This is a genomic window from Ruegeria sp. HKCCA0370 (genome assembly GCF_013033705.1).
In the GTDB taxonomy this organism is placed as follows: domain Bacteria; phylum Pseudomonadota; class Alphaproteobacteria; order Rhodobacterales; family Rhodobacteraceae; genus Ruegeria.
In genome coordinates, this window is sequence record NZ_WQEP01000001.1 from 701368 (window position 1) to 717257 (window position 15890).

The following is a 15890-nucleotide window of genomic DNA, read 5'->3' on the forward strand; positions in this document are numbered from 1 at the left end:
CGATATCGTGATCCAGAATGACAAAACGCCCGCAGAGCGAGCGTTTTGTTTCATATCCGTAATTAAGCGTGAGGATTATTCTTCGGTTTCCTCATCACCCTGATCGGCGATCCGGGCGACGCTGACGACCTCTTCGCCCTTACCGGTGTTGAAAACTTTGACCCCGCCGGCGCTGCGGGACCGGAACGAGATGCCGTCGACCGGAACCCGGATCGACTGTCCTTTGGAGGTGGCCAGCATGATCTGATCGTCGATTTCGACCGGGAACGAGGCCACCAGCGGGCCGCTCCGCATCGCCTTGTCCATCGCCATCACGCCCATGCCACCACGGCCGCGCACCGGATAGTCATGCGACGAGCTGAGCTTGCCGGACCCCTTGGCCGTGATGGTCAGGATCAGGTTCTCGGCCGCCGACATCTCGGCATAACGTTCCTGCGGCAGGATGCTGTCGGCATTGCCGCCATCCTCGTCGGCTTCGGTATCGTCGGTCACGCCGGCCATCAGGCGGCGCATTTTCAGATAGGCGGCGCGCTCGTCCGGGGTGGCCTCGAAATGACGGATCACCGACATAGAGACCACGCGGTCGCCCGCGTTCAGCCGGATGCCCCGCACGCCGGTCGATTTGCGCCCCTTGAACACCCGCACGCCGGTTGTGGAGAAGCGGATCGCTCGGCCGGAATTGGTGACCAGCATCACATCGTCATCGTCCGAGCAGATTCGCGCGTTGACCAGTTCCACGCCCTCGGGCAGGTCCATCGCGATCTTGCCGTTGCGCTTGACGTTGGTGAAGTCGCTCAGCGCGTTGCGGCGCACGTCGCCGGCGCTGGTGGCGAAGACGATCTGAAGGTTTTCCCATTCTTCATCCGGCACATCGACCGGCATGATCGCCGCAATGGAAACGCCGGTGGGAATCGGCAGGATGTTGACGATCGCCTTGCCCTTGCCGGTGCGCCCCGACTGGGGCAGGCGCCAGGTCTTGAGTTTGTAGACCATCCCGTCGGTGGTGAAGAACAGAAGCTGGGTGTGCGTATTGGCCACGAAGAGGGTGGTGACCACGTCCTCTTCCTTGGTCTGCATGCCCGACAGCCCCTTGCCACCCCGCTTTTGCGCGCGGAAATCGGCCAGCGGCGTGCGCTTGATATAGCCGCCCGAAGTCACGGTCACGACCATGTCTTCGCGCTCGATCAGGTCCTCGTCTTCCATGTCGCCCGACCAGTCGACGATCTCGGTGCGGCGCGGTACCGCGAATTGTTCGCGAACGCTGCGCAGTTCATCAGCGATGATGCCCATGATACGTTCGCGCGAGGACAGGATATCCAGGTATTCCTTGATCTTTGCGGCCAGGTTTTCCAGCTCGTCCGTGACCTCTTTGACGCCCAGTTGCGTCAGGCGTTGCAGGCGCAGGTCAAGGATGGCGCGTGCCTGAACCTCGGTCAGGTTATAGGTCCCGTCGTCGTTCATCTTGGACAGCGGATCGTCGATCAGGCGCAGATAATCCGCGATGTCGGCGGCCGGCCAGCGCCGGGTCATCAGCTTTTCGCGCGCCTCGGCCGCGTCGGCCGAAGACCGGATCGTGGCCACGACCTCGTCAACGTTCGAGACCGCCACGGCCAGACCGCAGAGGATATGGCTGCGTTCCCGCGCCTTGCGCAGGTCAAAGGCGGTGCGGCGGGCAACGACATCTTCGCGGAAATCGATGAAGCTGGTCAGGAAACGGCGCAGGGTCAGCTGCTCGGGGCGGCCGCCGTTCAGCGCCAGCATGTTGCAGCCGAACGAGGTCTGCATCGGCGTGAAGCGGTACAGCTGGTTCAGCACCACCTCGGGCGTTGCGTCGCGTTTCAGCTCGACCACCACCCGTACGCCGTTGCGGTCGGATTCGTCCTGAACGTGGCTGACACCTTCGATGCGCTTTTCGCGCACCGCTTCGGCGATCTTTTCGATCATCGAGGCCTTGTTCACCTGATAGGGGATTTCATCCACGATGATGGCATAGCGATCCTTGCGCAGCTCCTCGACGCGGGTCTTGGCGCGGATGATGACGCTGCCGCGGCCTTCCAGATAGGCCTTGCGCGCGCCGGAACGGCCCAGCATCACGCCGCCGGTGGGGAAATCGGGGCCGGGGACGTATTCGATCAACTGCTCGGACGTCAGGTCCGGGTCGTCGATCAGGGCCAGTGTCGCGTTAACTACTTCGCCCAGGTTGTGCGGCGGGATGTTGGTGGCCATGCCCACCGCGATACCGCCGGCGCCGTTGACCAGCATGTTGGGGAACCGCGCGGGCAGGACGGTGGGTTCCTTGTCCTTGCCGTCGTAGTTGTCCTGGAAATCGACCGTCTCTTTCTCGATATCCGCCAGTAGGGCGGCGGCGGGCTTGTCCATCCGCACTTCGGTGTAACGCATGGCCGCCGGGTTGTCGCCGTCCATCGAGCCGAAGTTGCCCTGACCATCCAGCAGTGGCAGCGACATCGAAAAATCCTGCGCCATCCGCACCAGCGCATCATAGATCGCGCTGTCGCCGTGGGGGTGGTACTTACCCATCACGTCACCCACCGGACGGGCCGATTTGCGATAGGCCTTGTCATGGGTATTTCCGGTCTCGTGCATCGCATAGAGGATGCGCCGATGCACCGGTTTCAAACCATCGCGCAGATCGGGGATCGCGCGGCTGACGATGACCGACATCGCATAGTCCAGATAGGACGTGCGCATCTCGGATTCGATCGAGACCGTCGGGCCGTCATAGACAGGGCGCTCGGGCGGGGTTTCATCCATGTTTTCGGGGATTTCTGGCGTATCGCTCACGTAAACTGCCCGTATTTTGTGCTGGGTCTATATCTTGTGGATGCACCTTATCAGACCCGGCACATAAGGTGCAAGCAAGCAGCGCTCCCCAAGGTTCGAATCCTCGGTAACACCCAAGTAACATATTGTTATCTAAGTATTAGGGGGTTTTCGTGCTAGCCTGAGAATATCGTGCAACAAACCGGAGGTCTGCATGAAGACAAGTGAAACCGAATTGATGCTTAAGGGCTATGGCCTGACAACGGCCGAATTTTTCTATCATATGCCCGATTACGTCCACGTCCTGAATACCTTCATCTGGCAGGAATATGACCTTGCGCCGGATCATCCGAAACTCTTCGAATTCATCGAGTTTTGGCAACGAGAAATAGAAGGGCCGCTGCATTCCGTGAAATTCACGCACCGCAAGATGATCGCACCGGGCGAGTGGCGCAACATGGTTGGCGAGTTTCGCGTGAACTGAGTGATCGGCCAGGTTCGCCTGTGCGTCGGAATTCCTGTTCTCATTTGAGGCAAGTCGCGTATGGTGACTGCCAATCTGATGGCGTCACAGGAAAAAACAATGATCAGAGCCGTTCTATTTGTTGCAGCGCTTTGCATGACCAGCCCCGTTTTTGCCGAGGGTGTTCTGGACAAAATCAAAAAGGGCGCCGAGAGCGTCGGGAAGACGATCGACAAAGGTGCCGAAGCGGTTGACGATACGATCACGTCCACTTCGGAGCTGCTGTCCAACGAGGCAACACCTGAAGAAACGGGCGCAAAGCTTGACGCGATGGCAGGCGAGATTTTGGATCAGCTTTTGGCGGAAAACCCCGATGCGAGGCCACTTTATGACGTCAGTGCCGGGTATGCGGTGTTCGACTCTCGTAAGGTTACAGTATTCCCTGTGTCGGCGGGCTATGGCCGGGGCGTGGCGGTGTCGAAAGACACCGGGCAACACACATACATGAACATGGGAACGGGCGGCGTTGGCGGCGCCATCGGCATCGGTGGGTTCGAGACCAAATTCGTGATCCTGTTCGAAACCCCTGCTGATCTGGAAAAGTTCATAAACCAGGGCTATGACGCGACCGCAGAAACGGGGGCCATGTATGGCGAGGACAAAACGGGCGAAACCCTGCGTTTTACTGACGGACGCTCGTTCTTTGTTCTCAACAAAAAGGGCTGGCGCGTATCGGCCGGCGCGTCCGGTACGAAGTTCTGGAAATCGCCCGAGCTGAACTGATCAGCCAGAACAGCTGGCCCCGCCCAGAACGCAGAATTTGGCGCAATGAGGGTGGTTCAGATGCACGTCCGCCTCGGCCTCGGCCAGGGTATGACCCATCTCGAACTCGGGCTCATAGGGCAGCAGGGTGCAGGCCAGGACAGCAGGTTTTTCGGCCCCCTTGCGTTTGACCACCATACGGGCGCTGGCGCACATGACGTCGTTGGGGGATTTGTCAAGAATTCCCCAGCACGCGGTGGTGATTTCTGGAACCTCGACACTTTCGTCCATTTCGGGAAACAGAACGGTCTGAGCCGGGTTCTGCGGGTCAATATCAAATCCGTGCCTGGCAAAGAACCTGGCATAGCCAGCACGGCTTTCCGCGTCTGACTCCCCCCAGACCGTACGCCCGGCGATGGCCATGTTGAAACCGTGGTCGCGCAACCATTCCATCCCGGCCAGGGTTTTGTCGAAACTGCCGTCGCCGCGTTCTTCGTCGTGCAGGGCCGGGCGGAAGTGATCGACCGAAATGCGCAGAGTCAACATGTGGTTGAATTCCTTTTGCAACCCCAGCAACCCTTCGCGCATTTTGCGGCGCATCATCGGCGCCATTGCGTTGGTCAGGATCAGAACCTTGTACCCTCGTTCCAGCGCGGCGCGCGTCATGTCGATCATTTGCGGGTTCATGAACGGCTCACCGCCCGTGAAACCGATCTCGTGCACGGGCCAGTTGCGGGCTTCGATCTGATCCAGGTAGTTCCGGACCTCGTCAGCGGTGATGTAAACCAAAGCGTCATTGGTCGGGCTGCTGGCGATATAGCAGTTCACGCATTCGATATTGCACAAAGTGCCCGTATTGAACCAAAGGGTCTCGGGCCGTGTCAGGGAAACCTTTGCGCGGGTCTGGCCGTCAGCTGTCACCGATTTGTTTTGAAACTTGCCGATATTGGCGAGCTGAGGGGCGTTGTCTTTCATTCCCGCATCCGGTTCTTAAAGGTCATCGATCTGATCTAGCCCTTTGTCGCGGATTTGGTAAGGGTGACGCAGCGGTTCTGACAGAGTTTTGAACAGAGTGATTTTTTGCCGAATGGTTGCGCTAACATTGGACATGCCGGAAGGGGCGAGGTAAGGACAATTCATGGTTTCACGCGTCATACCTGTTGATCCCTTTGATCTGATCATTTTCGGCGGCACCGGCGATCTGGCGCAGCGCAAGATTCTGCCCGCGCTTTACCGTCGGTTTTGCGCCGGGCAATGGCACGAGGATGCCAGGATTATCGCGGCAGCGCGTGCGGGCCATTCCGCAGAAGATTTCCGACAGATGGTCGCAGAATCGCTTCATCGGCATGCTGCGATCCGCGCTTCGGAGTCCCAGAGAGTGTCTCGTTTTCTACAGCGGGTCGATTATGTCCCGCTGGATGCAGTATCAGCCGAAGGATGGGACCTGCTGGGTGAAAAACTGTCACCCAACCGCGTGCGCGCATTCTATTTCTCGGTCGGCCCCAGCCTGTTCGGCCCCTTGGCCGAGCGGGTCCGAGCCTATGATCTGGCGACCGAAGATACGCGCATCGTGGTGGAAAAGCCGTTCGGGCATGATCTGGGCAGCGCGCGAGAGCTGAATGCCACACTGGCTGCGCATTTTGATGAAAGCCAGATCTACCGAATCGATCATTACCTGGGCAAGGAAACCGTCCAGAACCTGATGGCCGTACGGTTTGGCAATATGCTGTTCGAACCGCTGTGGAACAGCCAGTATGTCGACCATATCCAGATCACCGTTGCCGAAACCGTCGGTATCGATGGGCGCGAGAAATACTATGAACGCGCCGGCGCGATGCGGGACATGGTGCAAAATCACCTGATGCAGCTGCTGTGCCTGATTGCCATGGAACCCCCGGCGAAGTTCGATCCGGACGCGGTGCGGGATGAAAAGCTCAAGGTGATCCGGGCGCTTGATCCGGTGGAGCCGCATCACATCGTGCGCGGCCAGTTTTCGGCAGGGCCGGAAGGGGTGGGATACCGCGAATGTGTCGGCAATCCACGCTCGACCACTGAAAGCTATGTGGCGCTGAAGGCGCATGTCAGCAATTGGCGATGGGCGGGCACGCCGTTTTATTTGCGTACGGGCAAACGGCTGGTGGCGCGCTCGTCGGTTATCAATGTGATGTTCAAGGACGCGCCGCATTCGATTTTCGGGGAAGAGGCCGGGCGTCACGCCAATGCGTTGTCGATCCGGTTGCAACCCAACGAAGGGATCACGCTGAAAGTGACGATCAAGGAGCCGGGACCGGGCGGGATGCGGCTGATCGACGTTCCATTGGACATGAGTTTCGCCGAAGCACTGGGGCCTGAGAATCAAGACCCGCCAGATGCTTACGAGCGCCTCGTCATGGACGTGATACGGGGCAACCAGACGCTGTTCATGCGTGGGGACGAGGTCGAGGCCGCCTGGGCCTGGACCGATCCGATCATCGCCGGATGGCTGGCGCGCGGGGACGTGCCGAAACCTTATGACAGCGGCAGCACAGGGCCGGGCGACGCCGAGCTGCTGATGAAACGTGACGGTCGCCGCTGGCAGGGAATAAAGCCATGAACATTCAGGAATATGCCGACCGGGAAATGCTGGCCATCGATGTGGCAAACGCGTTGGCGGGTGAGCTTGAGGCCGCTTTGTTGCACAATGACACCGTTGCATTGGCCGTCCCCGGCGGGACAACACCGGGGCCGGTTTTTGACAGCCTGTGTGCCGCCGATCTCGAGTGGGACCGTGTGCGTGTTCTGCCTACGGACGAACGCTGCGTGCCGGCTGATCACGAACGTTCGAACGAACGTCTGATCCGGGAAAGACTGCTGACCAACCGGGCATCCGTCGCACAGTATATTCCACTTTATGTTCCGGGCGCAGAGCCTGAAGCGGCGTTGCCGGAAGTAGAATCGCTGATCGCGCCGGTGCTGCCTTTGTCGGTTCTTGTCCTCGGGATGGGGGAAGACATGCACACGGCCTCGCTGTTCCCGGGAATGGACGGGCTGGACAAGGCCCTCGACAGCCAGGCGCCAACCTTGATCGTCGCCCGGACCGATGTGCAGCCAGAGCCCCGGATTTCTTTGACGGCCCCTGTTTTGGACGGGGCCTTGTCGAAACATCTGATCATCTACGGGCAGGCAAAACGAGACGTATTGGACAAAGCCATGTCGATGCCACCGGAAGAGGCACCGATCGCCGCGGTCCTCAGCGGCATGACGGTTCATTGGGCGGAGTGAGGCAATGCAGTTGGATGCTTTGAAGGCGCTTGCAGCAGCTGACCGCCGTATCGTCGACCTGTTTGCAAAGGATGCAACCCGGGCCGGGTCGTTTTCAGCCTCGACCGGGGATTTGCTGTTCGATTATTCAAAAACGCAGATCGATGAAGACGTGCGCGCTGCTTTGTTGCAATTGTGCGAAGATGCCGGGCTTGCGACGCGGCGCGACGCCATGTTTGCCGGGAAGAAGATCAACGAAACCGAAGGGCGCGCAGTGCTGCACACCGCCCTGCGCAACCTTGATGGTGGGCCGGTTGACGTGGACGGTCAGGACGTCATGCCCGGGGTTCTGGACACGCTGCATCGGATGCGTGTTTTTGCCGAGGAAGTGCGCGGCGGCGCCATTGCGGGGGCAGGGGGCAGTTTCACCGATGTGGTGAATATCGGCATCGGGGGGTCCGACCTGGGCCCGGTGATGGCCACGCACGCACTGGCCCCTTATCACGATGGCCCGCGGGTGCATTACGTCTCGAACGTGGATGGGGCCCACATCGCGGACACGTTGCGCCCGTTGGATCCGGCGCGGACGCTTGTGATTGTCGCGTCCAAGACATTCACCACGATCGAAACGATGACCAATGCGCGCACGGCCCGCGCCTGGATGTCCGAGGGCGGAGGTGATCCGTCCCGCCAGTTTGCCGCCGTATCCAGCGCGCTGGACAAGACGCAGGCTTTCGGCATCCCCGAGGCGCATGTATTCGGTTTCGCCGATTGGGTGGGCGGGCGTTATTCGGTCTGGGGGCCGGTCGGATTGCCGGTCATGATTGCCGTCGGTTCAAATGCATTTGATGCGTTTCTGCGGGGCGGGCAGGCGATGGATCTGCATTTCCGCTCGGCGGATTGGGTGGAAAACATGCCTGTGATGCTGGCGCTGGTCGGCATCTGGCACCGTCAGGTTCTGGGTTGCACCAGCCGCGCTGTGCTGCCCTATGATCAGCGGCTGCTGCGCCTGCCAGCCTATCTCCAGCAGTTGGAAATGGAATCGAATGGCAAATCTGTCGCGATGGACGGGTCTTCGCTGGCTGTCCCCTCCGGGCCAGTGGTCTGGGGTGAGCCGGGTACCAATGGCCAGCATGCGTTCTATCAGCTCATCCATCAGGGGACGGATGTCATTCCCTGCGAATTCATGGTCGCCGCCGAAGGGCACGAACCCGAGTTGACCCACCATCACCGCCTGCTTTTGGCCAACTGTCTGGCCCAGTCAGAGGCTTTGATGCGTGGCCGGTCTTTGGATGAAGCCCGTGAACTCATGGCAGAAAAAGGCCTTGATGGCGACGAACTTGATCGGCAGGCGCGACACCGCGTGTTTCCGGGCAACCGCCCTTCCACAACGCTGATCTATCCGAAGCTTACGCCGTTTGTTCTGGGGCAGATTATCGCGCTGTACGAACATCGTGTGTTCGTTGAAGGTGTTCTGCTGGGCATCAATTCCTTTGATCAGTGGGGTGTGGAATTGGGCAAAGAGCTTGCCAACTCGCTTGGACCTGTCGTGGATGGTGTCGCCAGTGCTGACGGTAAGGACGGATCAACCGCCGCATTGGTCGCCTACGCGCTGAAACACCGAAACTAAGAGCAAAAAATGCCGCCCACGGCCGTGTTGGGCTGCATTCTTTTATTGTCAGACAATTAAATGATTGGCAGGGTTCCTCCGTAGGAAACGACTGTATTGACGCATCGGGCCACGCCCCAAGCCGTCAATGCCAGATGGATAAGGCAGAGGCCATCCAAGGTCTCGCCAAGGACGGGAGGATGTCCATGCTAGGACAGATGATGACGCAGCCCTTGCTGGTTTCGTCGCTGATCGATCACGCTGACCGCTATCACGGTCAGACCGAGATTGTTTCGGTTGAAACGGATGGAACGGTCACTGAAACCAACTGGTCCGAGATTGCGGTGAATGCCCGACGGATGGCGTCGGCCTTGACCAATCTGGGGCTGGAACCGCAGGACAGGATCGGGACACTGGCCTGGAACAATCGGCGGCATCTCGAGATCTATTTTGCCACGTCCGGCGCGGGCTATGTCTGTCACACGGTCAATCCCCGCCTGTTCCCCGAGCAGCTGATGTTTATCATCAACCATGCCCAGGACAGGGTTCTGTTCTTTGATGCGACGTTCATTCCGCTGGTCGCCGCGCTGCATGACGCTTTGTCCGAAGTTCAGCATTTTGTCCTCATGGGGCCTCGCAATGAAGAGGCTGCGGCTCAGGTTCCTGATCTGAAGTTCTATGACGAGTTGCTGGAGACCGGGGATGCAGGTTTCCAATGGCCTGAGCTGGATGAAAAGACGGCCTGCGGGCTGTGCTATACGTCGGGAACCACAGGCAATCCAAAGGGCGTATTGTATTCTCATCGGTCGACACTGCTGCACAGCTTTGCATCGAACACACGGGATGTGATCGGGTATTCAGCGATGGATGTTGTCATGCCGGTTGTGCCGATGTTCCATGTCAACGCCTGGGGGTCGCCCTACGCCTGCGCCATGTCGGGATCGCGGCTTGTATTGCCTGGACCGGATTTGCACGGCGAGGCGCTGGTCAATCTGATCGACACCTATGGCGTGACCTTGGCCATGGGCGTGCCGACCATCTGGCAGGGCTTGCTGGCCTATGCTGCGGCATGCGGAACCGAACTCAAAAGCCTTGAACGCACGGTTATCGGCGGCGCCGCGTGCCCTCCGTCGATGATCGAAACGTTCCGCGAAACCTATGGCGTTGACACGGTCCACGCCTGGGGCATGAGCGAGATGAGCCCGCTGGGCACGACGAATTATCCATTGGCCAAACATCTGAAGCTGCCGCCGGAAGACCAGCACAAGATCCGCCTGAGCCAGGGAAGACCACCCTTTGGGGTCGAACTGAAAATCGTGGACGAAGATGGGAATGATCTGCCGCATGACGGCGAAACCCAGGGCGATTTGATGGTGCGGGGTCACTGGGTTCTGGACAGCTACTTCCAGTTGCAGGATCAGGAACTTTTGCAGGATGGCTGGTTCGCCACCGGGGATGTGGCCACTTTGGACCCGGATGGCTACATGACCATTCGCGACAGATCCAAGGACATCATCAAATCCGGTGGGGAATGGATCAGTTCGGTCGAGCTTGAAAACATCGCCGTGGCCCACCCCCAGCTTGCAACGGCCGCCGTGGTCGGTGTTCCGCATCCGAAATGGGATGAACGCCCCTTGCTGGTTGCCGTGAAAGCCGATGGTGAGAATCCCGGCGAAGAGGATTTGCTTGCCTTTTTCGAAGGCAAAATCGCCAAGTGGCAGATCCCGGACAAGGTTGTCTTTGTCGACGTATTGCCGCTGAGCGCGACCGGAAAGGTATTGAAACGCAAGCTTCGGGCCGAGTTCGGCGACGCCCTGACAGGCTAGGTCTGCTGCGTTTTGGGGAATTGGCTCCGGCGGTAGGGATCGAACCTACGACCAATTGATTAACAGTCAACTGCTCTACCGCTGAGCTACGCCGGAACGGTTCGCGCCGTATAGCAATCCGGTTTCCCGACGTCCAGAGGGTGCGTGTGTTTTTCGACGAAAAAAACCGGCATAAATCGATGTGATTTTTGACGGCAATGCAGGTCTGAACGAAGGGGGGATTTTGGCTCCGGCGGTAGGGATCGAACCTACGACCAATTGATTAACAGTCAACTGCTCTACCGCTGAGCTACGCCGGAACTGAGGCGCATATAGCAACCCCGATTCCGGACGTCCAGAGGTTAAGTACGAGAACCATCAAAAATTTTTTTGTTTTAGCGAACCCGTCGAAAAACAGATGAAACTGACAGGGGGCCAATGGGGCCCACTTTGTTTTTTCCATTCAGATCAACGAGATGAGCAAAGACGTTGCGCTCGGCCGCGGGCAGCAATGCCGCTGGCGTATCCGTATAGATGCGCTCGGCCAGATGCCGCGCCGTCCCGTCTTCTTCTTCCAATGCGCTCAGAATCTGGGCCTCGCGGGTCTGGCGATGTGTAATCAGCCAGTCCAAACGTTCGGCAGGGCTGGTGATCGGTGCGCCATGGCCTGCATGGAAAACCGACCAGTCGCGCGCGCGCAGCCGATGGCAGGCAGTCATGAAGTCGGTCAGGTCACCATCCGGAGGGGACACCAACGAGCTGGCCCACCCCATGACATGATCCGCCGTGAAGCAGATGTTCTGCCAGGCCAGAGCAATGTGATTGCCCATATGGCCCGGCGTGTGAATGACCTCAAGCTGCCACCCGTCGCCATTGATGGTCTCACCATCCGCCACTTCGACATCAGGGCGAAACGTGGTGTCGATGCCTTCGCCGCCGCCGGTCAGCCCCTGCGCTGCAAGATCGGTCATGACGGCGCTGCGTCCTGCCTCGGGCCCGCCATAAGCATAAATCGTCGCCCCTGTGCGCGCCGCCAGCGGAGCGGCCAGGGGTGAATGGTCCACATGCGTATGTGTGACAATGATATGGCTGATCCTTTGATCCGGCGCCAAGGAATCCAGAATTGCGCCCAGATGTGCCTCGCTTGCGGGGCCCGGATCGATGACGGCAATGTCGCGTTCACCCAACAGATACGTGTTGGTGCCACGATAGGTCATCGGAGAAGGATTCGGGGCCAGAATACGCCGCAAACCCGGATGCAGTTCCTCTGGCTGGCCGACGGGCGGATCGAAATCATCTGGTGCCTGCATTCTGTGCTCTTTCTCTTGTCCGGGCAGCCCGTTAGGTTTAGCGCATGTCTTCGCACTGGCTCAAACCCTATATGCCTCGCAGTCTTTACGCCCGGGCAGCGCTGATCCTGGTTTTACCTGTGATCGTGCTGTTGCTGGTCGTGGGAATCGCGTTCCTTCAAAAGCATCTTGAGGATGTCACCGGCCAGATGACGCGCGCGGCATCCCGCGAGGTGATGCTGATTTCGACAATGATTGAGGACGCGGAAACGCAACAACAGGCGCTGGCGTCGATTCGTCCCGATTTGCAGGCCCTTGAGATGAAGGCCAGGTTTCTGGGCGTCAACGAACAGCCTGAGATTGGCGCGCGGCGATGGTACGATTTCATCGCACCGCAGGTCGAATCCGAACTGTATGCCAGGTTGCCCAATCTTGACGCCGTGGCTTTACCCAGCAGCAAAGAGGCGCGGGTTTATCTGAAGACGCATCTGGGACTGCTGCAATTGACGTTCGATCGGCGCAGGTTGTCGCCCGCGGCCCCGCATCAATTGATCGTCACCATGGTGTTCTTTGCGGTCATCATGACGACGATCTCGTTTCTTTACATGCGGAATCAATTGCGTCCCATTACGCGCCTCGCTGATGCGGCGCAGGCCTTCGGGCGGGGGCGAATCGTTCCGTATTCACCCGGTGGGGCCATCGAGGTGCGCGCGGCGGGAAATGCGTTTCTGGATATGCGGTCGCGGATCGAACGCCAGATCGAACAAAGGACGTTGATGCTGTCGGGTGTCAGCCACGATCTGCGCACCCCGTTGACGCGTCTGAAGCTTGGACTGTCGATGTTGCCGGAAGACGAGGCCGCACCGTTGCAAAAGGATGTCACGGAAATGCAGTCCTTGCTGGATGCGTTTCTGGATTTCTCGCGTGGGGCTGCCGAGGGATCGACGGAAGAGGTCCAACCGGATGAATTCCTCCGCCAGATCGTGGATGATGCAAAACGGGCCGGTCATCAGGCAGAGCTGATCGCGGTCGAGGGGCAGGGGACGGTCATGATACGCCCCATGGCTGTACGCCGGGCGGTGGAAAACCTGATTGGAAATGCCATGCGCTATGGCAGCCGGGCCGAGCTCAGCCTGTTTTTGAACGCGAAATCGATGCGCATCCGCGTTGAGGATGACGGCCCCGGTATACCTGCGGACCAACGTACAGAGGCGGTAAAGCCTTTCACGCGACTCGACCCGGCTCGCAATCAGAATCAGGGCAGTGGCGTTGGCCTTGGTCTTGCGATTGTGGCGGATGTCGCGCGCGCGCATGGTGGCGCTTTGCGTCTGTCGAAAAGTGAACGTCTCGGAGGGCTCTGCGCGGACATTATTATCGGGCGATAGACCCCCTGTTATGTCTGCGCTTGGGGTTCAATTTTGTTAATTTGTCTGGCCATGGCATCCTGTCCCCATAGGTTTTTGCTTTTTTGGGGGCGCATAGGATGGTTATCGCAGGATTTGTGAAATTGGCCGAAAAGGGGTTTGTCGGGTGCGCGACACTTGCGGCCTTGCTGCCTCTTTGGCAGTGGTATGACGAAACCGATGAAAGGCGGGTGGAACGCCTGACCGGTTTTATCGGGGCAGGCGATACATGTCTGAAATGGTTGCGGTCCGACCTGATCGAGTCGTTGGCATCCGAATTGTGGCATGCGTCGCAGCAGGACGTGGTGGATGGCGACGAGGATCTGGCGCCTCTTCCGGTTCAGGTGCGTGCCAATATGGCGATATTTTGCGCTGAAATGCTGGACTATTTGCAGAATGACTTCGGCAAGTTCGATGAGCCTCTCGCCTATGATTACTACATGATGATCATGGATGCTTCGTTCTGGGTCGATCCTGATGAATTCGAGACCTATTTGGAGGCGGTGCATCAAGATCCGAGCCTGTCCGGCAGTCACGAGGATTACAGCTTTGGTGGGCGCGACGGCTATTCCTATGAATGGCAAGTAACGCAAGAGGAGCTTGACGCCTATTTTGGGTTCGAAGATTCGGACGGATAAGCCAGCGCATCAACGTCCAGACGGCAACAACCCACACGGATGTTTTGGCGAAATGGTAGGCCCGGAGGGACTCGAACCCCCAACCAAAGCGTTATGAGCGCTCTGCTCTAACCAATTGAGCTACAGGCCCGCCTAGGCGCTTGGGTATCACGGTGAACAGCCGCGTCAAGCCTGACCGTTGCAACAAACGCCACAATCGACTAACCCGCCCGCAAAGCTTTCTTGAGGGACCGGACATGACAGCGGGTAAAAACGGAATCACCTATGCCGATGCAGGTGTGGATATCGACGCAGGTAACGCCCTGGTCGATCGGATCAAACCCGCCGCCAAGCGGACCAACCGCCCCGGTGTGATGAGCGGCCTGGGTGGATTTGGCGCGCTGTTCGATCTGAAGGCTGCCGGATACCAGGACCCGATCCTGGTCGGTGCGACGGATGGCGTGGGCACCAAGCTGCGGATTGCGATTGATACCGGCGTCGTGGACGGGGTCGGCGTCGATCTGGTGGCCATGTGCGTCAATGACCTGATCTGTCAGGGGGCCGAGCCGCTGTTCTTCCTCGACTATTTCGCGACCGGCAGGCTGGATACCGATACGGCGGCGCGGATCATCGAAGGGATTGCCGAAGGCTGTGCGCAGTCTGGCTGTGCCCTGATCGGTGGTGAAACTGCCGAGATGCCGGGAATGTATCCCGATGGCGATTTTGATCTGGCCGGGTTTGCGGTCGGTGCGATGGAACGCGGCGCAGATCTGCCCGCGGGCGTTCAAGCCGGCGACGTCCTTTTGGGTCTGGCCTCGAACGGGGTGCATTCCAACGGCTATTCGCTTGTGCGCAAGCTGGTCGAACTGTCCGGTCTGGGCTGGGATTCGCCGTCGCCCTTCGGAGAGGGCAACCTGGGTGAGGCACTTCTGACGCCTACACGCCTTTACGTAAAACCGGCTTTGGCTGCGGTTCGTGCAGGTGGTGTTCACGCGCTGGCGCATATCACCGGCGGTGGGTTGACCGAAAACCTTCCGCGCGTGCTGTCCAAAGGGCTGGGGGCCCAAATCGATCTGGACAGTTGGCAACTGCCCCCTGTCTTCGGCTGGATGGCGAAGACAGGCAGTATCGTTGAGTCCGAAATGCTCAAGACCTTCAATTGCGGTATCGGCCTTATTGTCGTGTGCGCCGCGGACAAGGCGGACGAGTTGTCGGCCCTGCTGGCGGATGCCGGTGAAACCGTCGCTCGGATCGGTGCCGTCACGGAAACGCCCGGCGTTGCCTATTCGGGCAAACTGCTGTGAGCCAGAAGCGCGTCGCGATCCTGATCTCCGGGGGCGGGTCGAACATGGTGTCGCTTGTTGACAGCATGACCAAAGATCATCCGGCGCGGCCCTGTTTGGTGTTGTCCAATGACGCGCAGGCAGGCGGGCTGAAAAAAGCTGCGGACCGTGGCATTCCGACCGCAGTGGTTGATCATCGCCCTTTCAAGGGGGACCGCAGCGCCTTTGAAGCCGAGCTTTTGAAACCCCTGCAAGAGGCGCGACCCGACATTGTCTGTCTGGCTGGCTTCATGCGGGTTCTGACAGCGGATTTCGTGTCTCGGTTTCAAGGACGAATGCTGAATATCCACCCTTCATTATTGCCAAAATACAAAGGGTTAAACACCCATGCCCGCGCGATTCAAGCCGGAGATTCCGAACACGGCTGCTCGGTGCATGAGGTGACGGCGGCACTGGATGACGGCCCGATTCTGGGCCAGGCACGGGTGCCGATCCAAGCCGATGACACACCGGAATCGCTGGCTGCGCGGGTGCTGGTGTGGGAGCATAAGCTCTACCCCGAAGTGCTGCGACGCTTTGCAGAAGGCAACAGGTCGCCCGTCCTGTTGCCGTGAACGCTCGGTGGGTGATTTACACCC

Annotated in this window: 13 protein-coding genes and 3 tRNA genes; 10 read left to right on the forward strand and 6 right to left on the reverse strand. The window is 59.1% G+C overall.

The genetic code is table 11. The annotated features are described in order from the left end of the window. Window positions 1-75: 75 nt before the first annotated feature. Window positions 76-2802 carry a DNA gyrase subunit A gene (gyrA, locus tag GOW31_RS03530; protein WP_171167926.1) on the reverse strand — a complete coding sequence of 909 codons (2727 nt, stop codon included), beginning with the start codon at window positions 2800-2802 and terminating at the stop codon, window positions 76-78. Between the two features lie 193 nt (window positions 2803-2995). Here gyrA and GOW31_RS03535 point away from each other — a divergent pair, with 193 nt between their 5' ends. Both GOW31_RS03535 and GOW31_RS03540 read left to right on the forward strand, forming a co-directional pair. Next, on the forward strand, window positions 2996-3265 hold the full coding sequence (locus GOW31_RS03535) for an usg protein (protein ID WP_152458119.1): 270 nt from the start codon (window positions 2996-2998) through the stop codon (window positions 3263-3265). Window positions 3266-3364: 99 nt separating this feature from the next. Further along, window positions 3365-4027: a hypothetical protein gene (locus GOW31_RS03540; protein ID WP_217356604.1), complete on the forward strand. Its 663-nt coding sequence runs from the start codon at window positions 3365-3367 to the stop codon at window positions 4025-4027. On the opposite strand, the gene GOW31_RS03545 is transcribed toward GOW31_RS03540, so the two are convergent. After that, on the reverse strand, window positions 4028-4981 hold the full coding sequence (locus GOW31_RS03545; RefSeq protein ID WP_171167928.1) for a radical SAM protein: 954 nt from the start codon (window positions 4979-4981) through the stop codon (window positions 4028-4030). A 163-nt stretch (window positions 4982-5144) separates the two neighbouring features. Here GOW31_RS03545 and zwf point away from each other — a divergent pair, with 163 nt between their 5' ends. From zwf to GOW31_RS03565, 4 genes are all read left to right on the forward strand, one after another. Beyond that, a complete protein-coding gene (zwf, locus tag GOW31_RS03550) occupies window positions 5145-6599 on the forward strand; it encodes a glucose-6-phosphate dehydrogenase (protein WP_171167930.1) in 1455 nt (484 codons plus the stop codon). Further along, window positions 6596-7267 carry a 6-phosphogluconolactonase gene (gene pgl / locus GOW31_RS03555; protein WP_171167932.1) on the forward strand — a complete coding sequence of 224 codons (672 nt, stop codon included), beginning with the start codon at window positions 6596-6598 and terminating at the stop codon, window positions 7265-7267. The genes zwf and pgl overlap by 4 nt, the downstream gene beginning before the upstream one ends. Before the next feature lie 4 nt (window positions 7268-7271). Then, window positions 7272-8876, forward strand: coding sequence for a glucose-6-phosphate isomerase (pgi, locus tag GOW31_RS03560; RefSeq protein ID WP_171167934.1), 1605 nt, complete (start codon window positions 7272-7274; stop codon window positions 8874-8876). 185 nt (window positions 8877-9061) lie between these two features. Next, window positions 9062-10681, forward strand: coding sequence for a long-chain-fatty-acid--CoA ligase (locus GOW31_RS03565; protein ID WP_171168670.1), 1620 nt, complete (start codon window positions 9062-9064; stop codon window positions 10679-10681). A 21-nt stretch (window positions 10682-10702) separates the two neighbouring features. Here the strand turns inward: GOW31_RS03565 and GOW31_RS03570 are convergent. The 3 genes from GOW31_RS03570 to GOW31_RS03580 all read right to left on the reverse strand — a co-directional run bounded on the left by GOW31_RS03570 (window position 10703) and on the right by GOW31_RS03580 (window position 11970). Further along, a tRNA-Asn gene (locus GOW31_RS03570) sits at window positions 10703-10777 on the reverse strand. A gap of 128 nt (window positions 10778-10905) precedes the next feature. Further along, a tRNA-Asn gene (locus GOW31_RS03575) sits at window positions 10906-10980 on the reverse strand. Window positions 10981-11055: 75 nt separating this feature from the next. Further along, window positions 11056-11970, reverse strand: a complete 915-nt coding sequence (locus GOW31_RS03580; RefSeq protein WP_171167936.1) for an MBL fold metallo-hydrolase — start codon at window positions 11968-11970, stop codon at window positions 11056-11058. Between the two features lie 44 nt (window positions 11971-12014). On the opposite strand from GOW31_RS03580, the gene GOW31_RS03585 reads away from it, so the two are divergent. Both GOW31_RS03585 and GOW31_RS03590 read left to right on the forward strand, forming a co-directional pair. Beyond that, entirely contained in the window at window positions 12015-13334 is a 1320-nt protein-coding gene (locus GOW31_RS03585; protein WP_171167937.1) for an ATP-binding protein, read from the forward strand. Between the two features lie 98 nt (window positions 13335-13432). Next, complete coding sequence (locus tag GOW31_RS03590) at window positions 13433-13990, forward strand: hypothetical protein (RefSeq protein WP_171115717.1); 558 nt, start codon at window positions 13433-13435, stop codon at window positions 13988-13990. Between the two features lie 53 nt (window positions 13991-14043). On the opposite strand, the gene GOW31_RS03595 is transcribed toward GOW31_RS03590, so the two are convergent. After that, window positions 14044-14120: transfer RNA gene (locus GOW31_RS03595), tRNA-Ile, on the reverse strand. 106 nt (window positions 14121-14226) lie between these two features. On the opposite strand from GOW31_RS03595, the gene purM reads away from it, so the two are divergent. Both purM and purN read left to right on the forward strand, forming a co-directional pair. Next, window positions 14227-15273, forward strand: coding sequence for a phosphoribosylformylglycinamidine cyclo-ligase (gene purM, locus GOW31_RS03600; protein WP_171167940.1), 1047 nt, complete (start codon window positions 14227-14229; stop codon window positions 15271-15273). Beyond that, entirely contained in the window at window positions 15270-15866 is a 597-nt protein-coding gene (gene purN, locus GOW31_RS03605) for a phosphoribosylglycinamide formyltransferase (RefSeq protein ID WP_171167942.1), read from the forward strand. The genes purM and purN overlap by 4 nt, the downstream gene beginning before the upstream one ends. Window positions 15867-15890: the final 24 nt, after the last annotated feature.